General features: G+C 38.0%; 18 protein-coding genes, 1 tRNA gene and 2 pseudogenes. 11 read left to right on the top strand and 10 right to left on the bottom strand.

Features of this window, described 5'->3' with window-relative positions:
• Nucleotides 1–10: 10 nt before the first annotated feature.
• Nucleotides 11–1,393, bottom strand: a complete 1,383-nt coding sequence (locus ACJV7B_RS01035; protein ID WP_410314281.1) for an alpha/beta fold hydrolase — start codon at nt 1,391–1,393, stop codon at nt 11–13.
• A 115-nt stretch (nt 1,394–1,508) separates the two neighbouring features.
• On the opposite strand from ACJV7B_RS01035, the gene ACJV7B_RS01030 reads away from it, so the two are divergent.
• Both ACJV7B_RS01030 and ACJV7B_RS01025 read left to right on the top strand, forming a co-directional pair.
• On the top strand, nt 1,509–4,064 hold the full coding sequence (locus tag ACJV7B_RS01030; protein ID WP_419388737.1) for a sensor histidine kinase: 2,556 nt from the start codon (nt 1,509–1,511) through the stop codon (nt 4,062–4,064).
• A 9-nt stretch (nt 4,065–4,073) separates the two neighbouring features.
• Nucleotides 4,074–4,847: a response regulator gene (locus ACJV7B_RS01025; protein ID WP_419388736.1), complete on the top strand. Its 774-nt coding sequence runs from the start codon at nt 4,074–4,076 to the stop codon at nt 4,845–4,847.
• A 187-nt stretch (nt 4,848–5,034) separates the two neighbouring features.
• On the opposite strand, the gene ACJV7B_RS01020 is transcribed toward ACJV7B_RS01025, so the two are convergent.
• On the bottom strand, nt 5,035–5,445 hold the full coding sequence (locus ACJV7B_RS01020; RefSeq protein ID WP_004128465.1) for a hypothetical protein: 411 nt from the start codon (nt 5,443–5,445) through the stop codon (nt 5,035–5,037).
• 190 nt (nt 5,446–5,635) lie between these two features.
• Here ACJV7B_RS01020 and ACJV7B_RS01015 point away from each other — a divergent pair.
• From ACJV7B_RS01015 to ACJV7B_RS01005, 3 genes and pseudogenes are all read left to right on the top strand, one after another.
• A pseudogene (locus tag ACJV7B_RS01015) lies at nt 5,636–5,839 on the top strand (DUF4417 domain-containing protein); the annotation flags it as partial.
• 221 nt (nt 5,840–6,060) lie between these two features.
• Nucleotides 6,061–7,032: a DUF6788 family protein gene (locus tag ACJV7B_RS01010; RefSeq protein ID WP_419388735.1), complete on the top strand. Its 972-nt coding sequence runs from the start codon at nt 6,061–6,063 to the stop codon at nt 7,030–7,032.
• A 17-nt stretch (nt 7,033–7,049) separates the two neighbouring features.
• Nucleotides 7,050–7,280: pseudogene (locus ACJV7B_RS01005) on the top strand (DUF4097 family beta strand repeat-containing protein); the annotation flags it as partial.
• Between the two features lie 247 nt (nt 7,281–7,527).
• Here ACJV7B_RS01005 and ACJV7B_RS01000 read toward each other — a convergent pair.
• Nucleotides 7,528–7,929: a DUF2178 domain-containing protein gene (locus ACJV7B_RS01000; RefSeq protein ID WP_419388734.1), complete on the bottom strand. Its 402-nt coding sequence runs from the start codon at nt 7,927–7,929 to the stop codon at nt 7,528–7,530.
• Nucleotides 7,926–8,129: a helix-turn-helix transcriptional regulator gene (locus ACJV7B_RS00995; RefSeq protein WP_004134772.1), complete on the bottom strand. Its 204-nt coding sequence runs from the start codon at nt 8,127–8,129 to the stop codon at nt 7,926–7,928. The genes ACJV7B_RS01000 and ACJV7B_RS00995 overlap by 4 nt, the downstream gene beginning before the upstream one ends.
• 612 nt (nt 8,130–8,741) lie before the next feature.
• On the opposite strand from ACJV7B_RS00995, the gene ACJV7B_RS00990 reads away from it, so the two are divergent.
• On the top strand, nt 8,742–9,863 hold the full coding sequence (locus ACJV7B_RS00990; protein ID WP_419388733.1) for a protein kinase domain-containing protein: 1,122 nt from the start codon (nt 8,742–8,744) through the stop codon (nt 9,861–9,863).
• A gap of 301 nt (nt 9,864–10,164) precedes the next feature.
• On the opposite strand, the gene ACJV7B_RS00985 is transcribed toward ACJV7B_RS00990, so the two are convergent.
• From ACJV7B_RS00985 to ACJV7B_RS00970, 4 genes are all read right to left on the bottom strand, one after another.
• A complete protein-coding gene (locus tag ACJV7B_RS00985; RefSeq protein ID WP_419388732.1) occupies nt 10,165–12,105 on the bottom strand; it encodes a coiled-coil domain-containing protein in 1,941 nt (646 codons plus the stop codon).
• A 381-nt stretch (nt 12,106–12,486) separates the two neighbouring features.
• Entirely contained in the window at nt 12,487–15,180 is a 2,694-nt protein-coding gene (locus tag ACJV7B_RS00980; RefSeq protein ID WP_419388731.1) for an ABC transporter permease, read from the bottom strand.
• 17 nt (nt 15,181–15,197) lie between these two features.
• Complete coding sequence (locus ACJV7B_RS00975; RefSeq protein WP_004136014.1) at nt 15,198–16,037, bottom strand: ABC transporter ATP-binding protein; 840 nt, start codon at nt 16,035–16,037, stop codon at nt 15,198–15,200.
• Between the two features lie 274 nt (nt 16,038–16,311).
• On the bottom strand, nt 16,312–17,634 hold the full coding sequence (locus tag ACJV7B_RS00970; RefSeq protein WP_419388730.1) for an O-acetylhomoserine aminocarboxypropyltransferase/cysteine synthase family protein: 1,323 nt from the start codon (nt 17,632–17,634) through the stop codon (nt 16,312–16,314).
• Nucleotides 17,635–17,954: 320 nt separating this feature from the next.
• Between ACJV7B_RS00970 and ACJV7B_RS00965 the strand changes: the two genes are divergently transcribed.
• The 5 genes from ACJV7B_RS00965 (at nt 17,955) to ACJV7B_RS00945 (ending at nt 24,007) form a co-directional block, all read left to right on the top strand.
• Nucleotides 17,955–18,503 carry a YraN family protein gene (locus ACJV7B_RS00965; protein ID WP_308583228.1) on the top strand — a complete coding sequence of 183 codons (549 nt, stop codon included), beginning with the start codon at nt 17,955–17,957 and terminating at the stop codon, nt 18,501–18,503.
• Nucleotides 18,503–20,146: a YifB family Mg chelatase-like AAA ATPase gene (locus tag ACJV7B_RS00960; RefSeq protein ID WP_419388729.1), complete on the top strand. Its 1,644-nt coding sequence runs from the start codon at nt 18,503–18,505 to the stop codon at nt 20,144–20,146. Before ACJV7B_RS00965 ends, ACJV7B_RS00960 begins: the two co-directional genes overlap by 1 nt.
• A complete protein-coding gene (gene dprA, locus ACJV7B_RS00955; RefSeq protein WP_419388728.1) occupies nt 20,143–21,798 on the top strand; it encodes a DNA-processing protein DprA in 1,656 nt (551 codons plus the stop codon). The genes ACJV7B_RS00960 and dprA overlap by 4 nt, the downstream gene beginning before the upstream one ends.
• A gap of 40 nt (nt 21,799–21,838) precedes the next feature.
• Nucleotides 21,839–23,806, top strand: coding sequence for an FAD-binding protein (locus tag ACJV7B_RS00950; protein ID WP_419388727.1), 1,968 nt, complete (start codon nt 21,839–21,841; stop codon nt 23,804–23,806).
• A gap of 114 nt (nt 23,807–23,920) precedes the next feature.
• Nucleotides 23,921–24,007, top strand: a tRNA-Leu gene (locus ACJV7B_RS00945).
• 179 nt (nt 24,008–24,186) lie between these two features.
• On the opposite strand, the gene ACJV7B_RS00940 is transcribed toward ACJV7B_RS00945, so the two are convergent.
• A complete protein-coding gene (locus ACJV7B_RS00940; protein WP_410314275.1) occupies nt 24,187–24,915 on the bottom strand; it encodes a GntR family transcriptional regulator in 729 nt (242 codons plus the stop codon).
• Nucleotides 24,916–25,129: 214 nt separating this feature from the next.
• Nucleotides 25,130–26,518, bottom strand: coding sequence for a PTS ascorbate transporter subunit IIC (locus tag ACJV7B_RS00935; protein ID WP_419388726.1), 1,389 nt, complete (start codon nt 26,516–26,518; stop codon nt 25,130–25,132).
• Nucleotides 26,519–26,994 lie beyond the last annotated feature (476 nt).

Raw genomic sequence — 26,994 nt, 5'->3', positions numbered from 1 at the left:
ACAGAGCTTATTAGCGCTTGTAAATTCCCTCTAAATCACCACGATTTAAAGCCTCATCAAAAAGATGACGGAATACTACATCTCCATGCAAACCATCATGCTCAAATTCGTTTGTTGTCCAATAATGGGAGTTTGCAATACGAGAAAGCGTGTCAAGCTGAAGACCAGAATCAACATACATGTCGTCAAAGTAGACTGCAGACTGTAATGGAACTTCGTTATTAGCAAGTTGATCTTGATCATAGATCTTGCCAAACTGCTTGTCGCTCATTAAGCAGTCAACTGCTGGCAAGAATGGCTGCAAAGCTTTTTCTTGATCAAACATCCAAGGAAACATAGCTTCGCCCGTAAAAAGAAGCGGACGTGCAGAACCAGAAAACTCTGGCATTGTTTCCCTAACCTGCTGAGCTGCCCACAAAATTGGGTGCTCTAATTCACCGTCAGCATAAATAAATTCTTGCAGCGGCCAATAAAGCGGGCTTGAAGCCGTTGAATCCATTACACCGTACACAAACTCGTCGCTTAAACTTCCAGCAGAAGCTCCACCACCGTGCTTAAACGCTTTCAAAGAACCATCACCATCTGCAAACGCAGAATCAAGTAGCCAGTGCACTCGCTCAAAACTTGGCTTCATGCCGAAGGAAGAACCCAACATTTGGAATCGCTCAACCGTAAGCTTCTCGCCATTTGGAAGCACAACATCACCCTGCGCAATACGATCCGCAATAGCGGCTGCACGAGCAACATCCTGCGGATAACGCTCATAAAATTGCTCAGTTTTACGCGCCATACGAGGAAAAGTATGCTCATAGACTTCACGCGCATTTGCAGGAACATGAGGAATGCCGCCAGTTGTGAAGCTTGCAATCAATCCTTGCGGGAAAAGCGACAAATACGTAAGCGTTAAGAATCCGCCGTAACTTTGCCCTAAAGACACCCACGGTTTTGCGTCAAATTCAGTAAGACGCAAATGTTCAAAATCGCGAATAATAGAGTCAGCTAAGAAACGCTTCAAATACCACGCTTGACGCTCAACACTTACTCCGTCGTCTGCCATACGCTTCATAGTTGAAGCATCCACTCTTGAAGAACGCCCAACACCACGCTGATCTGGCAAGACTACGCGAAAATGCTTAATAGCCTCTTGAATCCAACCATCACTAGAAGGCGAAAGTGGTCGCGGACACTGCCCACCAGGGCCGCCTTGTAAAAACACAAGCAACGGCAAATCGTCATGCACATGCTCAGGAGCACAAACAACTCTACAGAACAGTCGAATCGTTTCGCCTTTAATAGCTCCACCAGGAGTGTTGCCTTCCCAATCAAGTGGAACATCAATCGCACGCTCCTCAACATGTAATCCCGGAACATAATAGCTTGTGAGTAATGCCATCTTGCCATCCCTTTCTTTATTCGCGCTACATTGCAACTATCAATTACACACTCTATTTATAAATCATACTCAAGTTTGATTGTTCTATAAAGTACTATGCACTAGCCTAGTAATTATGAAAGTACCTAATATGTTTCAAAGTGTTATACAGCGATTACGAAAAGAGCTCACATTAAACGACATATTATGGGGTATTATTCCACTTATTCTTTTTATACTTTCAAGCGATCGCTACGTTATAAGCAACGTTGATGGCTTTTTGACTCAAGGTTCGCTTATTACAGTAACGCTTATCAATATTGTTGTTGCATTACTACTTTCATTACGAAAACTATGGCCTGAACAAGCGGCTACTATTTTTATTGTTATTTGCATTGTGCAAGTAGCATTTGGCCCTACTCAACTTTTCGCTGATTTCTTTGGTTTCGTGCTACTTGTTAATGCTATTGCGCGCGGAAATCCAGAACATTCAAAAGCTTTTGTTATTGCAGCTTACGTAACAACAGTATTATCTTGCGCAGTAATATCGTGGAATACTGTAATGGGACCAATATATGGCATCAATCATTCAAAAGCTAGTTATACTTGTAGTGTACAAAATATAAATAGTAGTAGCATAAAAAATTGCGTTTCAAATATACTTAATTTTGCAATTCCTTCAATAATTTTTGCGATTATTATTACTACTATTACGGTTATTATTGGCTACTGGCAGCGCACTCACGTGCATACTATTCAACTTTTGCAAGATCACAATAATGCTATTCGCGCGTACCGCCGAAAAGCTCAACACATTGCTGTTACTGCAGAGCGCGCAAGAATTGCAAGAGATATGCACGATATTGTTGCCCACACGCTTTCTATTATTATTGTTCAAGCAGATGGTGGTCGTTATGCAGCAACCAAAGATATTGCACTTGCTAAAAAAACAATGCATATTATTAAAAACGAAGCCGAGCGCGCCGTTCACGACATGCGCCGACTTCTAGAAGCTTTAACAGACGCTCCATCGTGTCAATTGGATTTCAATCACATACCTTCGCTTATTGAACAAGCAAAGATTGCATCTCCTAAAAATATTTTTTGGCATACTGTTGATGGCATAAATTCTCAAAATAGACTTAACACGGACGCACAAACCGTTGCATACCGCGTTGTTCAGGAATCTCTTACTAATATTCGAAAGCACGCAGGAGATGGCGTTAAAATAAACATTCATGAACAGTGGAATAACCAAGGCCTAACACTAAAAATCACGAATGAAATACACAAAACCGAAGCTAACCAAACGCAAAATAGCAATGCGCAACATAAAAACGGTTATGGCTTAATCGGCATGAAAGAGCGACTTGAAAATCTTCATGGAACGCTTGATTATGGAAAACTCAATGATGGAACGTTTAGTATTGTTGCTTTTATTCCATATTCCTACAGCGCAGACCAGTCAAACAGTACTGCTTCTGTATTAAATAGTATTCATAACGTTACTAATAAGAATGCAAAAGTTAATAATCAAGCAGAAGCACAAACAAAACCGGCAAATGTGAAACCAGCAGATGTAAACGTTCCAACCTCATCAAAAGTTTTGCCATACGTTTTACCAGAAGCAAATACTTCAAAAAATAGGATTGAGAAAGTATCACAATGGTTTGAACAACATTGGCTTATTGGAGACATTATTTATGCATCACCTTGGGTTGTTATGATGCTCTTTCTGCCAACCTACGATTTTATTGTTGGAGTTGGAATGTCTTCACAATATTCCAACTCGCTTTCATTACAAATACTTTATAAAGTATTTACTCTTACAACCATGATTCCATTCATGTTTCGCAGAAAAGCTCCAACCGCATGCGCAATTGTTGCAGCAGTATTTTCTGCAATACAGCTTATACTCTTGCCGAATATTTTATTCGCTAATTTTTTCATACCGAACATTATTTACGCTGCTGTGCTCTACGGTAAAAAACGCGCATGGCAATGGGTTAGCGCAGTAGTGCTTGCCGAATCTGCTATTTTCGCCGTAAAAATTGGTATTTCATCAAAAAATATTCCACAAACTGAAACTCCAATACGATTCTTTACATCAAATATTGCCACAACCAATTTTTATGACTTTATGCAATTTGCGTCCGTTGGATTAGTTTTTGGTTTCATAGTTGCAATAATTTGTTTTACAGTTATTGCGTTTGCTTATTACCGCAGAAATGATGACAATAATTTGCTGCTTCTAAAAGCGCGCAGAACAGAATTAGAGCAAGAGCAAAAACAGCTAGAAGTGCTTGCAGCTAACGCAGAAAGGCAACGACTTAGCTCAAATATTCAGCAAAAAGTTGCTATTACATTGCATAAAGTAATCGATGCCGCAAATAGCGGAATTGATATGCTAAATAAATACGAAAAATCAAATAGCAATGCAGAAAATCGAAAGTCATCAGAACCAAAGCAATCACAGGAACAAAGTGAAGAAATTAGTAAAGCTTTTAAAAATATTGGAGATGAAGGTCGTTCAGCACTAAAATATTTGCGAAAATTGCTTGGGATTTTGCGAGAAACGGGCTCAAGCGTTAATTTGGCAAATAATGGTGCGAATACAACTGAAATTGCTATTCGCCCTGCTGCCCCACTTGATGAGCAAATTCAACACAACGCATTAAATAAGCAAGAGTAAGTTGATACTATGGAAAATATGGAAAACAATGAAGTAATTCGCGTTGCAATAGCAGACGATCAGGAGCTTGTGCGAGCAGGATTTGCGATGGTAATAAATTCGCAGCAAGATATGCACGTTGTATCTCAGGCTTCTAACGGATCACAAATTGTGGAGCTTTCTAAAAGCCAAAATCCAGACATTATTCTTATGGATGTTCGAATGCCTGTAATGGACGGTTTGGAGGCAACTCGCAAGATTCTGCAGCAAAAAACTAACGAAAATACTCGCATTATTATTTTAACAACTTTTGATTTAGACGAATATGTTATGGCTGCAATTCATGCTGGCGCTTCCGGATTTTTGCTTAAAGATACAGAGCCGGAAACTTTGCTCAATTCCATACGAACTGTGTATCAAGGAAACGCAATTATTGCTCCGACCGCTACTAAACGTTTGATCGAAAATATGATTCAGCAAGGCAAAGTAGCAACAAATATTAAAGCAAACAGCGTTGCGAGTTACGCTGCACAAGCAAATTCGGCTACGCAAGCAAGTTCAACTGCACAAGGAACACAAAGCTGCGCATACGGAATTTCCGTTATTCCAGAGCTTACTGATAGAGAACGCGAAGTTCTTGTTGAAATTGCTCACGGACTTTCAAATCAGGAAATTGCTGACAAATTATTTATTAGCTTGCCAACAGTTAAAACTCATGTTGCGCATATTTTAGGAAAAATCGATGCTAGAGACCGCGTTCAGGCTGTAGTTTTTGCTTACGAAAATGGCTTAGTTAAGCCGTAAAATACAGCTATTTTACAAGATTTCTCTGTCTAATGAGACGTGAATTGTCAGAGTTTTCTCTCATAGCAAGTTTTATATTTGTTATACAAGAAGCCCAACAGCTTTTGCATGCTTGACTTCTGTCTTTCAACTAATTACGTCGAGAGCGTTGTGTTGATTTCAAGGGCAGATTAGGTGGGTGTATTTTTTAGGCTTTGTGCTTTTGGTTTCTTCTTCGTAAAAACTCTTTAACAATGATTGGAATTATAGTTGGGATACATTCAAGAGTAATAAAAAATGTAATGTACGTGCAAGTCCAGCTACTACCCAATTGCCGAGGAGACTCTTGTAATATCAATAAATCAATAGCAGGGGCGATAAGCGCGATAGCGATGGTTTTACAAACTCCTAAGTTTTCGAGTGTTTTTTGATTGACAACAATCGAGTAAAGAAGAATTTTTGTTAAACCAAGTGCATGAGCTATAACAATGAGTAAAAAGGGTGAGTCATAAACAATTTCCCAATCGAGTGATTTAAGAGAATTGATAATAAGTCCTAAAAGAGGGAGTAATAATGAAAAAAGGAATAATCGTATAGCTTGATATACAGATTTCTTCATAACTAACCTCCTTAAATTTATATAGTCAAGTGGATGCCTACTGTCATAGACAGACTATTTTTCACTTATTTTACGTTAATTTATCTTACTTTGAAAGTTGGGATAATCATATCCGATTAAAATCTGGCGGTCATTGGCAGACGGGGTTTAAGGAGCTTGGGTAAATACTGTACCGTTTTCACGAAGGCAGCGTAGCAGTGATAAGCGTGATTTTGTTTGCTTTTATGAGTATGACATAAAGTTCAGAGAAATTTTGACACATACGGAGGATTGTGTTGAAGAGCTAAAGCAACATCCAGGAGTTATATCACCTGATTGCTCTCTCTACATTAATGCTCCTCGTTGTGCGCAAATTTGCACTTGTGTAGCAATGGTTAGCGATGGCTATCGTTAAAAGTTTTAGCGTGCGGTGGATTTAAGCTTACTTTTCGAGATTCTAGATGTGATTTTGCTACCTTTCAGCCTACTGGTTGCGTACTCTAGTTGCTTATATTTTGGGGAACAAATCGGTGTAAAAATCATAAAAAAGTTCCCTACATTATTGATTATTGGGGAACAAAATGGTATTTTATTTAAGTAGATGTTCCCCAATTTATGTGAAAAAGGAGTGTGAATATGGCTGCAAAATATGATGATGTGCAAGAATTACTTAGAAAAAAGGCTGATATTAATGCTCGCTTGAGTTTGCTTGCGTATGATGGTACTCCTGAAATCAAAAATCGTGGAGATGGTAAATATTTATACACCAGAAAGCGCGTTTCGGGAAAGTTGACGTCTACATATGTTGGTGTATATTCGGACGATTTGTATAATCTTCTTCTTCGCAATGCAAGTGAATCTAGGCAATTGCGTAAGGAACTTCGCGCTGTAGTAATGCAGCTTGCGAATGCTGGATATTCTAATAGTGAGTTATCTGCTGATTTGGTGAACAATATTGCTTTTGCAAGGGCTAACTTAAAGGCGAATATTTACGATCAGGCGGTTTTGGAAGGCGTTGCTACTACTTTTCCTCAAACTGAAGAGATTATAGATAACGGGAAAGTGTTTGGCGTTTCTGCGAGTGATGTTCAAAAAATCTTGAATTTGAAGCATGCTTGGGAGTTTATTTTAGACGAGGATGTTGTATTAAGCAGGTCTGATTATTACATGCTCAGTCATATAGCGAAGCTTGTTAATGAGGGTTTTTTCTTAGACGGCGGTCGTATTAGGGGTGTTCCTGTTGCTATTGGTGGATCTACTTATATTCCGCCTATTCCTAATGAAATAGATGTTAAAGAAAAAATAAGGAATATTGTTGAATGTGAGGAAGATAGTGAGAATGTTGAAGGTAAAGTTGGAAGGAAAGAGCCTATTGATATTGCGATTGAATTATGCGTTTATTGTATGAAGTCGCAGATATTTTTAGATGGGAATAAGAGGGCTTCTGTGATTTTTGCGAATCATTATTTGATTTCTCACGGTAAAGGCTTGTTGGTTATTCCAGAAAATAAGGTTCCTGAGTTTAAGAAGTTGCTTGTTGAGTATTATGAGGGTGAAGATTTGCAGGTAATTGCTTCGTTTATGAGGGAATATTGTTGGAGACATTAAACGCGCACGATGATATTGGTTCTGCTGTGGCGAATAATGTTAAGGCTTCTGCTTCTTGCATGGTGGATACGTTAAATGGTACGAGTGTTTTAGAATGAGAAATACCTAAGGGTGCAAGCCTTGAAGTAGATTGTGAGAATGGTATTAGCGAGGTTACTGATAAGAATAAAGCTAATATTGGGCTCAAAACAGATGAATGTGCTCACTATGCTGTGCATTGCTTGAATGGGAAAGCTGTAGTGAAGTAATACTGTTGTGGTGTTTTATGTCCGCTACTTTGACCAATCGCACGAAATAGAGTTTGGCATATTCTAAAAATTCTTCGTAATGTTGGAGTATTAGGCTTGGTGGTTTTTAATCCAAGTGTAAAGGTCATTTTCATTCGCTTTGCCTGATGCAACTTTGAGAATAAAAAAATTCCGCATTAGAGATAAGGAATTTACGCAAGTTGGTAAGTTGCGTGATAAGTAGTAAATGAGCGGGTTAGGTCTGGTTTTAATATTTTTTCTCATAATATTTGTTGATAAAAAACATGATTAATGGAGAAAAGGCGACTGAAATAGCTAGAAAAGCAGCTGGCAAATATGCTTTTGTGATAAATGCAATTATGGCAATTATTCCCATTAGGTGCATTAGTATGAATGCCATTGTTGCATTTACTTTATCTTTGATTTTCTCGTTTCTTTCATCGTTCACATTTATTTTGTAGGTGTGGTCTTTTTCCATCATCTTATAGTGCATGATTTTTACGTGTGAAAGTGAGATAGTTGCAACAAAAATAACTGATAGTACAATTTCGACGGATTCGTTCAGTTTAAGAGTGAGTGCAAGAATTAGTCCGCAAATTCCTATTACATATCCTATGTACCAAAAATTCTGGTTTTTTTGTTTTTTCATTTTTTATCTTCCTCGTAGATAAATATTTCTTCTATTGTTAAATCAAAGTACTTAGCAATTTTGTATGCCAATATGATTGACGGGTTGTATCTTCCATTTTCCAAAGAACCGACTGTTTGTCTTGATACTTCGAGTGCGTCGGCAAGTTCTTCCTGGGTTATGCCTTTTTCTTTTCTAATTTGTTCAAGTCTATTTTTCACATTACATTCTCCTTCCTAACGGAAAGCTAGCTTTACATATAGGATAATCTTTTCGAGAGTAAATGTCAAGGTGACTTTCCATTGGATTTAATATTGTATTTAACAAAGATAGGGTGGATTATGATCCGCTTTGCAGAGATTTTTATTCCAGGTTTCGAATTAACGCCACTGGAGATCTTTTAGATTGTGCTTTCTCAAATAAGATCACAGATGAACAATTGAATCAATTTTTTTAGATACAAGTATATCCAAGAATACATATTCCTAATGCAGCAAATGTACATGGTAATATTTCTTTATGTCCCGCATTTTTCCAGCGCTAATAAGTTAATCTACAAATTTTTCAGGATCGCCTGTATTTTTAACCGCTTTTGAGAGGTCTACGTATTCTAAGTCATAATTTACCTTTTTTAATTTTGCGTTATAGTGAATCAGTATGATAACGACTAGTGCAATACTCTATCTAATGATGTACTGATAAATCAGGTTTTAGTACAAAGCAAATTTTAAGTACTTTCTTTTGTGGTGTTCTGATTTGTTTTTCTAAAATTTCTATAAAGCGTTTTTCTGGTGTAGTGTTTGAATAACATCAAGATTTCCAAGGAGTTAATAATGTGTTTATATAATATTTTTCCTAAATGCAAAAATAATAAAATAAGTATTTCATTGGATCAAGTAAAAAATAGAAAAGAATTTAGTCATTATAAAGAATTTGAGAAACTTGGTAGCGGCTGTAATGCTACGGTGTTCAAAGCTAAGCATAAAGTTACAGAGCAGTCTGTTGTTATTAAAGTTTATAAAATTTTTAAAAATAATGAAGAATCTTATAAGGATAAGCATTTAAAGGAGATTAAAAAGAATGCGAAAATAAATTTGACAAAATATAATCATTCTGTATTTGATGCTGGAACTGTCAGTGTAGGCTGTTTTAAATATCTGTATTGCATTATGAATTATTTAGATGGCATTACGCTAGAAGAATGGCTAGAGGAAAGAAAATCACTAGAAAAAAGATTAATAAAACAAATTGAAATAAATGCTGCTTTAGGTTTTTTGTACTCTTGTTATAATTTGGTCGATAACGATTGTGGTGAGATTACACATGGAGATATTAATGTTGGCAATGTAATCTTTTTGAAACAGAACAGCATTAATCATAAAAATGGTTTTTTAAACTATTGTTCGTGCAGTGGTAATTACTTAGTCCCTACAAAAGTAGAACTAATTGATTATGGCACATCGGAGTGGGAGGAAACTACTCACAATTGCGGCATTGAACGTGACCTTAATTTTATTGTTGATAATACCTGTAAAATATTATCTTCATATCCTATAAAGAAATTTATTAATGATAAAGCAATACTTGAGCATAAAGAGTTAGATAATAAAAGGAATATTTTGATTGTTGATTTGATACGAATCATATTATCAATTGATTATCTTGATAATTTATGTTATGCAGGAGGCCGTAAAAAAGACTACTCTGATTGGCTTTATAGACTATGGAATTGCGAATTTAAGTGGGAAGACAAATTTGAATTTAATAATTTTATTGACTTAAATTATTGGTCAGCATTAAAAAAACCAAGCACAGGAAAATATATTAATAAAACAGAAATTGTTAATTATATGAATAATATGAATAAACAGAAAAAACAGTGTTATACAATAAAACTTATAAATAGGTGCATATATACATGTAATTATGATTATCCGGATATAAAATTTAAGTGATAGGATACTAATTGTAAACCTTTTAACGATAGCTTTTCCTATCTTTAAAAGGTGCACCCACTATCCATAGTGTGCACTCAAAAAAGTGTAGCTATACTAGGAGTTCTCTCAATCCACGTCGAGAGTGTCGTATTGATGCCAAAGGCTGATTAGGTGGGTACGTTTTACATTATTCTTATGAAGAATAAACCACTGCAAAACCAATAAACTCCATACAAAACATATAAAAATGCGGCTATTTATGCATAAGGCACAAATAGCCGCAAATTTAAATTATCAACATACCTAATAGCTTTTTAATTTATGCTTTCGGTAAGCGACGGTGACGCATAAATGTTACGCCTGCAGCAGCCGCACCAGAAATGGTTAGCGCACCCAAAACACCCAACATTATAGTGCTAAGCATATTGCCAGAAGACTTGTTCTCGGATGTAGCACTAGCTTGAGCTTGTGGCTTTTCGCTTTCAGTATCCGAAATCTTTTCGTCAGTTTCGTTAGCAGGACGATCCTGAACATCATTATTTTCGGAAGTTTCCGCACTTTCTGCAGTTTTAGAAGTTTCCGTGGTTTCCGCAGTTTTAACGTTTTCCTTAGCCACATTAGATTCAGAAGGCTTTGCAGAAGGCTTTGCAGATTCAACAGACTTGCTTTCAACAGGCTTGCTTTCAACAGTCTTGCTTTCAGTCTTGCTTTCAACAGGCTTTGACTGCTTATCTGTAGCATCTTCAGAAACAGCAGGAGCTGAATTATCTTCAACTTGAACTGCTGGCACTACTGGGGCTGCAGGAGTAACAGGAGCAGATGGCATAGCTGGAGCTTTAACAGACGGAGCTGGGATCTTAGCTTCAGGTACTGCAGGAGAAGGAGCAGCTACTTTCGGAGCACCTGCTAATGGAGGTGCAGGTGCTGGAGAAACACGCTCTTTAGATTCAGAATCAGAAGGTGCTGGAACACTAGGAGCAGTCTGTTTTTCAGATTCTTTTGCCTCATTATTACCAGCAGAACTGCTACCATTTTGCTGATTCTTTTGAACTTTTTCCTGTTCCAATTGAGCTTTGAGAGTAGCAACTTTAACTCTAGCTTCCTCAAGCTTCGTTTCTGCGGCTCTTAAAGAATCTTCAACTTGCTTCTTTTGCTTATTGTTATTGGCTCTTGCATCAGGCTGATTATTTTTTAATGCTTTAACACCAGCAATAACACGTTTTAGTGATTCAATTTTTTGGCTTAGCTCATCACCTTTACCAACTGACTTATAGTTCTCAATAATATTATCAAGAAGCTTTATTTCAGACTCTGCTTTCTTTACTTCAGAATCTTTACTGTTAGAAACTTCGAGCTTATTGGCTACATCTTTTTTAGACTTATCAATTTGATCTTTAATCTTTTTAAGTTCTTCATCTGCTTTTTCAAATTCTTGCTGCGCTGTTTTGAAAAGAGATTCTAATTCTTTCACAGTTTTTTCTTTATCAGCTACAGATTTCTTATCTTTTTCGATTTTTTTAAAAAGCAAAGCTTGATCATCAGAAACTTTTTTAAGCTGATTATTTATAGAATCAATATCACCATTATTTTCTTTAACAGCTTTATCTAATGCAGATTCTAAATCAGTCATTTTTGTTTCATACTCTTTAACTTGAGCAGAATCACTTGCAATAGATTCCTTAAGAGAATCTACTTCTTTGTGAAGATTTGAAATCTGCGATTCATACTGCTTTATGCTAGATGCAGCTCTTTCTTTTGTTTGACTTTTTTCTTCTTCGTCATTTTGCAAACCATCAAGAGCTAATTTTGCATTATCATATTGCTTTTTTAAAAGTTCGTATGCTTCTTTTAATCCGGTAAGATCGCTCTCTTTTTCTCTTTTGGATTTTTCAAATTCCGCAACCTTTGCTTTTGCAGCTTCGGAATCCATTTTAAGTGCATTTTGAGCTTCTAGAAGTTCCTTTTCCTTATCTTTCACAGCGTTTTCAGCTATTTTTTCAGTTTCAGAGATTTTACTTAAAAGATCGTCAAATTCTACAACTTTTTTCTTATACGCTTCAATTTGATCTTCTAATTGCTGAACTTGCTCTTCAGCTTTTTCAATTGCTTCTTCAGTAGACGCTTTAACAGTCGCCTCTGTTTGAGCTGGTACATTCTGTACTTCATCAGCAGCATCTTGCGCCCACGCTGGCATTGGGCTTTGCATTAACAATAAGATTCCTGCAATTGCTGCGGCAGATTTTTTATTGACCGTTACCATATTTTCTACTCCTTGCTCGTAGCGGCCTTCATGTCTAACTTATGTCAGCAGTCATTTTGAGCATAACAAAGAAATAAATACATTTTCAACGCTATTTATTCGGAAAATTTCCGGCAAAACTTGTCATTATGAATAATAATCGTATTATTTTTGAATATCTTTAATAAAAAATGCCATTTCTATACATAATATTATAATCTTCGCATAATTATGCACACATTTTAATAAAAAAATAATAACGATAATACAAATTTTTTCTGCGTGTCGAAGACGCTTAAGAAAAAGATAATGCCGGCACGTAAAATTTACACACCGGCATTATCTTTATTTTCTGCAACTTAACTTCTACAGACTATCTTTCACATATAGTTTTTGTGAAATTTAGTCCTCCGCGAGCGCAACTACTGGCGAAGACTTCACCGCTCTACGAGCTGGAAGCACGCTGGAAAGAAGCGCTGCAAGCAAAGCGATTAGAGCAAGAACCGCGTAAATAGTCCAATCAACTACAAACGGAACTTTGCCAATTACGCTAAACACCATGTAGGACCCAATCCACCCAAACGCCGTTCCAACAATCAAGCCTGAAACAGTGCTTGTTAAGGAAATCAACGTTGCTTCCAACGCAAGCGACCTTCTAACCTGTCCCCTTGTCATGCCTATTGCGCGCAAAGTTGCAGATTCTTTAGTTCGCTCAATAACAGACAAGCTTAATGTGTTTGCAACGCCTATTAAAGCAATCACAACGGCTACTGCTATTAAGCCAACAAGCACCATCATCATTGCATCGATAGCACTCTCCCACTTTGCACGCTCAAACACGCTTCCAGTAGACATAACCTCCGCATAGCTAGATGTAACATTTTGAATGTTTTTAGCAATATCTACAAGATTAGCTTTGCTAGAATCTACCGAAATAAGCAGAATATGCGTTGTAGGCTTAAGGTAGTTATTGAAGTAGGATTTGCTCACAAAAGCAGTATTATTTGAATACACACCAATATTTCGATACGTCTTAAACTGAACTTGCTTTACAGTAATGCTCTTATCGTTATTACTATAGTCTGTATTCATGCCAGTAAATGGCGTAATATTATTACTGTCTGTTTCACCAGAACTGTACTTTTCTACGTAAGCTTTTAGATTAAGGTTTCCTTTTTTAAGATCAAAAGGCTTTCCACCTTCATCATTAAACTTAGGCAAAAGCACAGAATCTTTGTTTATATTGACGCCATCAAGGTCAGTGTGCATTACATTTCTAAGTTGATTTACATTATCAACTCCAGCTGCCATAGCGTACTCAGTTTTGCCCTTAGCGTTCTTAAAAATCATAGGAACTGCAGGAAGCAACTCAGTATGCTTTATTCCAGTAATCTTTGAAATATCGGCAGCTAAAGATTCATCAACATTCTTGCCTTGAATAATAATGTCAACACTGTAACGGTCATCAACAACACCTTTAAGAGTTGCTTTACCGCAGATTGCGCCAGTTACTACTGTTGAAACAAGCGTTACACCAATAAGCAAAGCCGTTCCAGTTGCTGCAACTCTTCTAGGGTTTCGTTGCACGTTTGCGTTGGCAACTTTAGAAGCAGGCCCACAAAGTGCCATAATTACTCCAGTTGCCTTCATTGCAAACGGCATCCAGAATGTTGCTGTAATAATAATTCCAATAAACACAAGCGCGCATCCAAACACTGCCCCGAGCAAAGTCCTCCAAGAGTCAGCACCAGCATTAGGCGACTGCTGAGCAATCATGCTTGCTAAAGAAGTAGCACTTAAAGCCGTAGCTAAAATACCTACAACAATAAACAGAACGCCAAGAACAGCGCGAAGAATGCTTGCACGCTTATCTTTAATCAAATCCATTGGTCGTAGCGCTTCCATAGGCGTTACTTTTGTAGCAGATCGAGCAGCACTCATAGACGCAAGAACTGTTACAATCGCGCCAATTACTATTGGCCACACAACCGCTGGAAGTGAAACAATCAAAGGAATCTTAGATAACGATCCAGAATTAATATTCACGTTACTAATTGCGCCCATAAATCCTATTGCGCAAAGCACGCCAACAGCAGCAGAAATAACTCCAAGTATTGCAGCTTCAAGCAAAACTGCAGCATAAAGCTGGTGCGATTGTGCGCCGATTACGCGCAAAAGTGCAAGAGTGCGTCTGCGTTGAGCAACCAAAACTTGGAATGTGTTTGCTATAACAAGCGAAGAAATAAGCAATGCTAGAACACCAAAAGATAGCAAGAACATGGTTACAAAATTAGTGCCGTTGGACACATTTCGAACAGCTCTTACACCAACTTCGTGCCTAGACATAAGAGAAAATTGCTCTGGAAGCAAAGCGCTAATCTTAGGAGATAAATCGTTTATTTTAGATTCATCAATACTCATGTATACTTTGCTTTGCACAACTTCATTGTCAAAATTCTTAAGATTATTGAGTTTTGCACAAAAATCATTCGTTACGCCACCAAGATATGTGCCGCGATTTGAAACTGGTATTTGAGAATGTTCTCCATCGTCTACAAGACCAACCACACGAACATCGTACGATTTTTCTTTATCTCCGCCAGTGTCATCTACTTTAACCAAAGTTATAGTATCGCCAACGTTTGCATGTATTGATTTAGCAATACTTTTAATAAGCGTAATTTCGCCTATTTTTTGCGGTTCCCTACCTTCTGTTGATTTATACACAGGAAGATTTCCATACAAACCACTAGACCAAGCAATACTCGTAGCTGATTTATCACCTTTTTCCACTCTTACAAGCGCACTAGCATCGTCACTGCGAATGCCTTTGACACCAGGCATCTTCGATATTTTGTCTAAATGAAGGTCTTTATAATGAATTCCACTATTCGGAGAACTGTTAGAGCTTTTAGATGAGATTGCATAATTTGCGCTATGGAATTCTTCCGTTGCGTTTCGAACCATCAAGTCGTCAACACTATTTACAAAAAGCAAAGTAGCGCTCATAAACATGCTGCCTATAAGAATTGCAATTCCAGAGGCGATTAGCATGCGCACGCTTTTACGCATAAGTTTTAGTGCGATTTTCCACATTCTAACTTCACCACCTTTTATTGCAATTGAGCAGGCTGATTATTAATACCAGCTTCGCTGCGTTCCATAAGCATCTTGCTCATGCCTTCTGCAGTAGGATTTTGTACGTCTTCAACGATTTGACCATCTGCAAACACGATTGCTCGATCCGCATAAGAGGCTGCAACAGCATCATGCGTAACCATAATTACAGTTTGACCAAGTTCCGTTACAGACTTCTTCAAAAAATGCAAAACTTCTGAGCTGGAAGCAGAGTCAAGATTTCCGGTAGGTTCATCTGCAAAAACTACGGAAGGCTTAGAGATTAAAGCTCGAGCAATTGCAACGCGTTGTCGCTGACCGCCAGAAAGCTCAGCAGGCCTATGCTTTAAGCGATCTTGCAAGCCAAGAGTTAAAACCAAAGTATTAAACCATTGCTTATCTGGCTTTTTGCCTGCCAAAGTAAGAGGCATAAGAATATTTTGCTCAGCACTAAACATTGGAAGAAGATTAAAACTTTGGAAAATGAACCCAACCATTTCGCGTCGCATAAGTGTAAGCTGCTTATCGCTCATGCCTGTAATATCTAGGCCATCTACCAAAACTTTTCCAGAATTAACGCTGTCAAGACCAGCTAAAGAATGCATTAAAGTTGACTTTCCAGAACCAGAAGGGCCCATAATCGCAGTAAACTTGCCACGCTCAAAACTTACACTAACATCTCGCAAAGCGTGAACAATGCCTGCACCCTTGCCAAAATCTTTAACAACATGCAAAGCTGCAACCGCTGTTTCACCAATCAAGTTTTGGTTAAAATCTGCTCTAAAATCTAAATCATTTTCTTGCTCGTATGAGCTTACTTCGTACGGACTGTTCATAACTGCTCCTTTTCTTAAAAAGTAGTAATCGCATAGTTATCTATTGCTAATACTTAAATTTACGGGAAAATACGGCTGATTACCATCGTACGTAAGGCGGAAATTATTTAGAAAAAATTAGCGTCTCATCCTAAAGTATGATGCGCAAATTTAAAGAATATACACAAAAAATCGGAGCGCATACAAATACGAATGCGCTCCGAATAAAATGGTAATGGATCTTCAGGAATATTTTTAATTAATAATTTTTTACTTTTACTTTCGCTTTCTCTATTTAAGCAAGACCTGCTTTACGAACTGCGTCAAATCCGCGCTGCAAATCGGCAAGAATATCGTCAATATGTTCAGTTCCAATAGACAAGCGAATAGTTCCCTCATGAATGCCCTGATCTTCCAACTCTTCAGGAGTTTCCTGAGAGTGAGTAGTAGATGCAGGATGAATAACCAACGATTTTACATCCGCAACATTTGCAAGAAGTGAGAAAAGCTGCAAATTGTCAATAAATACGCGAGCTGCATCCCTTCCACCTTTAATATCAAACGTGAAAATAGAGCCGCCGCCGTTCGGGAAGTAACGCTTATAAAGCTCGTGATCAGAACGACCTTCAATAGAAGGATGACTTACAGATTCAACTTCTGGCACAGTTTGCAAATATTTCACAACCTTCAACGCATTCTCAACGTGACGTTCAACTCGCAAGCTCAAAGTTTCCGTGCCTTGCAAAAGCAAGAACGCAGCAAACGGGCTAATGCAAGCGCCAGTATCGCGCAAAATAATCGCACGAATACGAGTCACAAAAGCCACAGATCCTAAAGCTTCATAGAAGTTCAAACCATGATAGCTAGGGTCAGCTTCAGTAAGAGTTGGGAATTTTCCAGGAACTTTAGCCCAATCAAAATTGCCGCCTTCAACAATAATGCCACCAAGAGTTGTGCCGTGGCCGCCAATAAATTTCGTAGCAGACTCAACTACAATATCTGCACCATGCTCAAGCGGACGGAAAAGATATGGAGTTGCGAAAGTATTGTCAACAAAAACAGGAATGTTGTGTCGATGCGCAATCTCTGAGATAGCTTCAAAATCAGGCAAATCAGCATTAGGATTACCAAAAGTTTCAAAGTATACGAGCTTTGTATTTGGTTGAATTGCATCCTCGAAGTTTTGAGGATTCTTAGGATCCACAAAAGTGGTTGTTACACCATCTCTAGGAAGAGTGTGACGAAGCAGGTTATAAGTGCCACCATACACATTCTTTGAAGACACGATGTGATCGCCCTGCTGCGTAATATTGCGAACCGCATAGTCTACAGCGGCCGCACCAGAAGCAACAGCCAAAGCTGCAGTTCCGCCTTCAAGAGCCGCAATTCTACGCTCAAAAACATCTTGAGTAGAATTCGTCAAGCGGCCATAAATATTTCCAGCGTCGCGCAAATCAAAACGAGCTGCAGCATGATCAAAATCATGGAACACGTAGCTTGTTGTTTGATAAATAGGAACTGCACGAGAATCAGTTGCCGGATCCGCCTGCTCTTGGCCAACATGCAATTGCAATGTTTCAAAATGATACTTTCCTTGCAATTCTTCAGTAGCGCTCATAATACCCCTCCAGTTTTTCAACTTTTTAAACAGTAGATTAGTTTGCTTCAGCTTGCTTTGTGCATCCACTTACTTTTCTGTTTTCTGTTTACACTTTTATTTAAGTGATAACGACAGTATGCCATTATGGTTCATTCGTACATACCTACGGTTATCAAAATTACCTATAACGAATTAACAATTTGCAAAAAATAGCGAAATTTGTTTTAGAAAAATACAGAAAATATAGTGAATTTCTAATACAACACGCCGTATATAGCTTTTATCCACAATGCTCAAAAAATCTGGATTACTGCTCAATAAGAACAGAAAATAGCAGCATGATTACACAAAAACACATTATTGACGATGAAATTATCTCGTTTGACGAGATTGATGACGCTGAGACTGCTCAAGTATTTTTACAAGAAAAACTTGAACAAGTGTCAAACGAGCTTCAATCAGACTCTGTTGACAGCAAAGAGCTTGGAAAACTTGGCGAAACATACGCCGCTTTGCGCCTAATGCAACAAGGTTGGCATGTTATTGACAGGAACTGGCATTCGCGTCAAGGAGAATTAGATTTAGTTATGATTACGCCGGAACAAAAATTAGTTTTCGTGGAAGTCAAAACTCGAAGAAGCGTACGTTGCGGCACACCACTTGAAGCAATAAACCAAGATAAGCGTAATAAATTACGTAAAGCAGGCATGCAGTGGATAGAAAAATTCGGCACTGACATACCCAGATACCGTATTCGTTTTGATGCAGTATCAATTCTTGTTATAAACAAATACACGTACAGCGATTCTGCATGCATGATTCAAGCGCTAGAAGAAATAGATAACAACAGCAATATTCAATTCACTCATATTCCAGGAGCATTCTAATGAGTATTGGAAACGCATTATCAGTTGGACTTATTGGACTTAAAGCTTTTACGATTAAACTTCAAGCATTTATGTCTGGCAATATGCCAAACTTTTCAATAATAGGACTTCCAGACACTTCTCTAAGCGAAGCTAGAGAACGAGTAAAGTCAGCTCATCATGCCTTACACTGCAAATGGCCAGAAGGTAGAGTAACAGTAAACTTGTCTCCTGCTTCAATGCCTAAAAGTGGATCTTCATACGATCTTGCTATTGCAGCAAGTATTTTAAGCGCCGAAAAATATATTCCACTTTCTGAACTTGAAAATACCGTTATTTTAGGAGAACTAAATCTTGACGGCACAGTTCTTCCAATACAAGGAATGCTTCCTATTGCTCTTTACGCAAAAAAGAAGCATTTTAAGCGCATGATTATTCCTCAAGAAAATCTTGCGGAAGCGCAATTAGTAGAAGGTATTGAGACTATTGGAATACATCATATTTATGATTTAGTAACCGAATTGCATGGAACTTTGCAAGAAGAGTCCCTAAAACTTATTGAAGAAGACCCAGTTTATAAGCACATGCAAGTTTTAGAACGAAATGGGCAAGACAATACAAATAGTGAGCACTCTGAAATATTAGAAGATCAAAGCGCTTCACCACTACAAGTCAATTCAAAATATGAGATTGGAGACATGTGCGAAGTTATTGGGCAAGAACACACAAAGTGGGCTCTTCAAGTTGCTGCAGCCGGAGGGCATCACGTTATGATGATTGGCCCTCCAGGATCCGGAAAAACCATGCTCGCATCTCGAATACCAAGCATTATGTGTCCTCTTAATGAACAAGAACAGCTTGAAGTCGCATCTATTCGTTCACTTTGCGGCACGCTACCATACTATGGCATTAGTGACATTCCACCATTTGAAGCGCCACATCATACAGCTTCAGCAGCTTCACTCATTGGAGGCGGAACGGGAGTTGCAAAACCTGGTATTATAACTCGCGCACACTGCGGAGTACTGTTCATGGACGAGGCTCCAGAATTTTCACCAAGAGTTTTGCAAACACTTAGAGAGCCGCTGGAATCCGGCCATATTGCTATTTCGCGTTCAAAAGGAACTACGCTTTATCCTGCTAAATTCCAGCTTGTTATTGCAGCAAATCCTTGTCCTTGCGGCTACGCATATGGAAACGGAGAGCGATGCACATGCAAAGAGCGAGAACGCGCTAGATACTTTTCTAGACTTTCTGGACCTATTCTTGATCGCATTGATATTCAAATGGATGTTCCACCTGTGGAAAGAATTGTTATACCAAACCAAAACAATCAAGTTCACGGGCCAAATAAAGAAGCGAGCACAACTCTTACAAGTGAAATGATGCGCAATAATGTAACAGAAGCACGTCAAGTAGCTAGAACTCGTTTCAGCAAGCAAGGTTGGGATTGCAATGCTCAAGCTTCAGGAACATGGCTTCGAAAATACACTTCTAAACAGGCTGTTGGGCTTATTAATCGAGCATTAGAAAAACACCAATTAAGTTTAAGAGGAGCAGATAGAGCGTTGCGACTTGCTTGGACGTTAGCAGATCTTTCTGGACATACTTCACCAGACATGACAGACATGGCTCAGGCCATTAGTTTAAGGACACGAATATGAGCAATCTCAATAATATAAATAATAAAAATTGCGAAAATAGCATTGATAATGTTATTGAAATTGACGAGGAAACACTTTCTCGCGCAATACTAACGTTCTGCTTAGAAGGAGCAGACGCCATTATGTACACGCTTTTACTTGGAGCGCAGCATGCTAACTATATTGTAAAACTGCTGCATCCTATTGTTAAAAGTTTCCTAGCCCAACAGCAAGAATCTTCTGCTCAACAAATGCAACTTCCTATTATTAGTGAAGAAACTAGCGAAGAAACAGCCCAAGAAAATATTGAAGAAGCTATTAAAGAAAACGCGGATAATATTAGCTTATCTAAAGACAAGCGCAGCAAAAGCCAACAATTAACATCTACTATGTGGAAGCACATAAGCAAACACCACTCAATAACAACTTTAGAATCGTATTTTAATAAGGGATTAAAGTCATGGGGATACAGAGACAACAACAATACACAAACTTTAGAAGCACTACACCACACTCTCGCAAAATGGTGCGTTAGACTAACACATCTACCAACTTGGGAGCCAAACGCATTATGTAAATGGTTCACTAATTCAGGAAAGCAGTGGATTATTGCACCTCACAGTAAGTATTGGCCAAAGCAATTACAAGATCTGGCTTTTCAAAGCCACTTTTCTCCACCATTATGCCTGTGGGGTATTGGAAACCCTCAAGCACTTATTCAATGCCATAATCCGCTTGCAATTGTAGGATCTAGATCTTGCACAGATTACGGAAGAGAATTAGCGTATCGTTTTGCTTACGACTGCGCTTCAAAAGGGCATACTATTATTTCTGGCGGAGCTTATGGAATTGATGCAGCAGCCCACTGGGGCGCAATTGACGCTCAAACAGATGCAGGCGAAAACAAACCAATCGGAAGAACAATTGCAGTTTTTGCAGGCGGATTGAACCATATGGGCCCACAAAGCAATTCTCAGCTTTTTGATGAAATTATAGAAAAAGGCGGTGCTTGCATAAGCGAATTGTGCCCCGACACTACTCCAGTTGGGCACAGATTCCTATTACGAAACCGAATTATTGCAGCATTATCTTCAAAAGTTCTTGTAGCGCAAGCAAGACTACAATCAGGCGCTTTGAATACTGCAACATGGGCCACAGACTTAAACCGCGAGTTGTATGCGATTCCAGGAGATATAAATCGACCTCATAACGCTGGATGCAATAAAATTATTCACGATTCACAAGCAATAATGGTGTGCGGTCAACAAGATGTTGATATTCTTTTCCCACAATCTCACCATTACATAGCGAGAGCTTTGAATAAAACTGCTAGTAGTAAAACAACAGCAGAAAGCAACTCTTTTAACAACTCTGATAATAGCGATAAAACCTACAATGTTCAGGAAGAGCAAGTATTAAATTCAAGTGAATCAGAAAATTATACTGAAATACAAAAGCATATTATTAATGCGATTCTTACATGTAAGCGCAAACGTGAAAATTCAAACATTGATAGCATTTATGAAATTATTAAGCTTTCATACGAGAAAGAAGAATTAGACACAATTCCATCTATTGCAGAAGTTTCTGGAGCAATCACACTTTTAGAGTTGGAAGGAACTATATTTAGAAAAAATGAAGATTTTGTTATAAAGCAGCAAAAAGTGGCATAACACGCATTCCGCAAGACTATGCTTATGAGAAAATAAGAGTATGCAATCAAGCGAATACTACGATGCAATTATTATTGGAGCCGGAGCAGCAGGACTGTCTGCAGCACTTGGGTTGGTTCAATCTTGCGAATACAAAACATTGAAAAAACAAGGAAAATCTCCTTCAATAAAAGTGATTTCTAAAATACCTTCTTTAAGATCTCATACAGGATCAGCAGAAGGTGGAATCGCTGCAAGCCTAGGAAACGTTGAACACGATACTTGGCAGTGGCATTATTATGACACTGTTCATGGCGGAGATTGGTTAAGCGATCAGGATGCAGCTAAATTGCTTGCAAAAGAGGCTGCAGAAACAATTATTCAGCTTGAACATGATGGCGTAGCATTTTCTCGCACAAAAGATGGCCATATTAACCAACGTCGTTTCGGCGGTCATACTGCCAATTTTGGTGAGCAACCAATTGCGCGTGCTGCTTTTGCTGCAGATAGGATTGGTCATCAAATTTTGTATAGTCTTTGGCAAAAATGCGTTGCTGAAAACATCTCTTTTATTGAAGATTTATATGTTACAGATATTGCTATAGACCAAGAATCACACAAAGTTGAAGGCATTGTAGCTTTTGATCTTACCAAAGGCAAATTGCGCTCTATGCGTGCAAAATTAGTTCTTATTGCTACAGGCGGAGCTGGAAGACTATTTTCTACAACATCAAATTCTTGGGATTTAACAGGCGACGGAATGTCATTAGCTTTGAAAGCAGGCTTGCAGATTGAAGATTGTGAGTTTATACAATTCCACCCTACTGGTCTTGGGCATACCGGAATGCTACTTTCTGAAGCAGCTCGAGCAGAAGGTGGAGTATTAAAAAATTCCAATGGCGAATCATTTATGAAAAATTATGATTCAGTTCATAAAGATCTAGCTCCGCGAGATATTGTTTCTCGAGCTATTGAAAATGAAATTCTAGAAGGCCGCGGTGTTAAAGACACTACAAGCGATTATAATACTGACTCAAAATGCGATTGCGTTTGGCTAGATATGACAAATATTGGCAAAGAACGCATGAAAGAAGTTTTGCCGCAAGTTAGCGAAACAATAGAACAATACGCTAATATTGACCCTTCTAAAGATTTAGTTCCTATTCGCCCAACAGCGCACTACACAATGGGCGGAATACCTATTACTTTAGATGGCGAAGTTTACACGTGGCACAACAATAATCAAACTATTATTCAAGGATTATACGCAGCTGGCGAATGTTCTTGTGTTGGAGTTCATGGGGCTAATCGCTTGGGAGGAAATTCTTTGCTTGACGCTTGCCTTTTTGGAAAACGCGCTGGCATTGCAATGGCAAAAGAACTTAACGATATTTCTGGTAGCAAATGCGAATGCGACGAAAACTGCGATTGCAACAAAAACAGTGAACACAACAAAAACAGTGAGTGCAACAAAACATGCACAGAACTAGAAAAATTATATGATCAAAAAATTTTTGAGATTAAAACGCTTACTAAAGAAGATAATTCTGAGCAAGATGGTACAGAAAATAATATAAATACCCTAAGTAATTCTGCAGATACAAGCGAAGAAAATAATCCTTATGCACTATTTTCAGAACTTGGAACAATTATGGAAAAAGCTGCTGCAATATCTTGCGACGAAAAGTCACTTAACTCAGCTTTACAAGAAATTCGCGCTTCATTACTTCCTAAAATAAAAAATTTAAAGCTTCATAGTAAAGATTTAATTTTTAATCAAGAACTTACAGCAATATGGGAAATAAGCAATATGTCAACGCTTGCACAAGCAGTATTAAAGGCATCGCTTTGTAGACATGAGTCACGCGGATCATTCTTTAGAAGAGACTACCCAAACCATGACACTTCCACTATTCCACAACATTCATTCGTTGATTTAGATGGAAATACAACAAATAAACAGATTAATATTGTTGATTTTCAACCAAGTAGCGACGGAAATTTTGCGGCAAAAAATGGCTTAATATAAGGCAGATATAAAGCAATTTATGCTTTACTAAAACAAAAAAGCATAAATTTTTCAACACGCCGAAGCAAAGACTCAAAAAAGATGTTATAGTCTTATCTGTTGTCTAAAACACCTGTCCGGGTGGCGGAATGGTAGACGCGCTAGCTTGAGGTGCTAGTGCCTATTTGTACAGGCGTGCGGGTTCAAGTCCCGCTCCGGACACGAAATAAGTCTTGCTGAGAAATCGGCAAGACTTTTTTGTTTTTCAAAACAACCGGCAGAATATAAAACTGAAAACCAAGGGTTATAGCCCAAAACCAAACACAAATGGCTTATACGAAAATTGCCTGCAGAAAATTCTACAGGCAATTACAAAACTTCATGCTAACACAATGCAAAATTTACGAATTAGCATGCAAATGGAAAGTAATCTCACCAGAATTTGGCGTATATATAGCAGCACCAAAAGCAATAATCGCACCAAACCTATCTTTTACTGTTGATTTAGCTGCAATTGCAGGAGTGCCGTCTTCAAGATTAAGTATTATAGCAAGTCTGCCACACAGTTTTTCAACATAAACTGACACTTCGCTTTCAACAAGCTCAACAGCATATGCTTTATTCAAGAAATCAGATAAAGATTCCTCTGAAAAATCATGAGTCAACACCTTTGGAAAACGCGAAGCAGGTAAATACAGAACGCTGTAGCGTGAAAGCACACCGTCTACATATCGCAAACGCTTTAGGCAAATAAGCTCATCCGTTGGCTTTAAGCCTAATTGCGTAGCAGCATCTTCATCATGAACAACATCATTTTCTAAAACTTTTATTGTAATAACAGAGTCGCTTGAATACCTTTGCTCGTAAAAACCTTGCGCACGATCCGAAATAAACACTTTATTACGACTATTAATAATTTCAGGCGCACGGAATGTTCCTCTACCCTGCTCACGCACTAACAAGCCTTCTGCAATAAGTGTGTCTACAGCATGCCTCAACGTAATGCGACTAACGTTGTACTGCTTGCACAATTCAATTTCGGGAGGCAATTGTTCGTTTGCTTCCATAGAATCAATGCGAGCGCGAAGATTATCTCGCACAGCAATGTATTTAGGAACACCTTCGACCATTATCACTCTCCCCTAGCTAAACGATAACATGAAAAGCCGTTGATACTAGTTTGTGTAAAACACAGCGTAGTAACAACGGCTTATGCAAAACTAATAACTCTGTTATCCTACCAGTCATACAATAAAATGTACAAATAAATAAGAAAATGAGTAAAAAAATTTTTAATTTTTATATTTCTACACAATTATTTAATTGTGTTTTTATTTTCCTTACTTATTTTATTTCTTCAACTTTTTCAAAATTATTAGAATCGCGTTTATTCATAAATATTGAGACAGAGTAGAACAATATTAGCGCAATAAGTATTACAGAAATTAGAACAGTACGGCCGCCAACAATATTTACGTGACCAAGTATTACACCAAATACGCCATAATCCGCATCAGAATATGTAGAATTTGCGCTTCCCAAATCGCCAAGCACTGGCAAAAGGAACAACGGAAGGAAAGTAATAAAAAGACCATTAATAAATGATGCAGTCAAGCAACCACGTATTCCACCTTGGCCATTACCGAATACTCCTGCAGCACCACCAGCCATGAAATGCGCAACAATTCCAGGAATAATAATTGTCGTTCCCAAAACCGCCATAAGCGTCATTCCAAGCAAACCGCCAAAGAAACTAGCTAAGAAACCAATAAGAACAGCATTAGGAGCAAAGCCAAAAGTCATTGGTGCATCTAAAGCAGGACGAGCATTTTTAACAAGCTTTTCCGATATTCCCTTAAAAGCTGGAACAATTTCGTCAAGAACAATCTGCACGCCTGCAAGAATAATATAAACACCTGCAGCAAAAGTTGCAGCCTTCAACATAACGAAAACAATGAAGTTTTGACCATTAGATAAATGTGTTTCGACATACGAAGATCCAGCAAAAAGTGCCACTACTATATAAATAACAGCCATAGAAAGCGTGATAAGAACTGTTGTATCACGCAAGAATCCCAATGCTGCTGGGAATTTAATATCCTCAGTTGACTTAGAAGGACGCTTTTTTGAAGCAGTAATTTTTGCAATTAACGCACCTAAAGCAACACCAGTACCAGCAGGATGACCTAAAGCAACATCATCTTTGCCTGAAGCTTTTCTCATAAACGGCTGCACCAGTGCTGGAGAAATTGTCGTAAACAATCCTTGAGCAATTGCGCCCCATAAAAGAACTTCCCACATGCTAAAGCCTGCAACATTAAATATAACTGCAAGCATACTTGCCATATAGAAAGCTACGTGACCCGTTAAATAGATAAATTTAAAACGAGAAGTAATAGAAAGAATAATATTAACAATCATTCCAAAGAAGAAAATAAGCGCAGATTCAGAGCCATACTTCAATAAAACAGTTCCAATAATTGCTTCATTATTCGGAACTACGCCTTGCACATGAAATGCGTATTGAAACATTTTGCCAAATGGGTTCAACGCTTCAGTAATAACTCCAGAACCAGCTGCTAAAACAAGAAAACCAACAAGAGTACGGATTGATCCTTGCAAAATATCCGAGAATCTCTTTCTTTGCACTGCAAGCCCAATAAAAGAAATAAGCGCAACTATAACAGATGGCTGTCTGAAAATATCGAGCAGTACTGACAGAATTCCGTCCACGTAACTCTCCTTACCATATTAATCGATATAGTTTGAGCGGATTACGCAATTATTGGCGGCAAAATATCTTACAAACTTCGCAAACGATACCGTAGGCGAAACTATTCGAGATACACGATTAGTTTCGTAGCACAGTAAAACTACACTTACAAAATTCACGGTTCCGCAATGAAGCAAAGTAGTAAGAGCTACTACGAGCAGTAGTTTTTACACCCAGCCAACAACTACTGTTACAGCTCATACTGTTGTTTCATGTCAAATTCATTATATCGTTTAAACATTATAAACAATTAAATACAACAGTATTTACTACTAAAATATTCATTAAATATCGATAAAATTCGAAAATTTACCTGTTTTTAGAAAATTCGACACACCGATATACAGAAAAAAGCACTCCATTTTCATGAAGTGCTTTATAAAAAACAGTAATTATTACAGTTTTTAATGAAAATAAACATATGTTTTACTGTATA

Origin of the sequence: Gardnerella bretellae (assembly GCF_048545135.1) — a bacterium.
Classification (GTDB): domain Bacteria; phylum Actinomycetota; class Actinomycetes; order Actinomycetales; family Bifidobacteriaceae; genus Bifidobacterium; species Bifidobacterium greenwoodii.
Note: the sequence above shows the minus strand (reverse complement) of the source record. Positions and strands in the feature narration are given on the sequence as shown.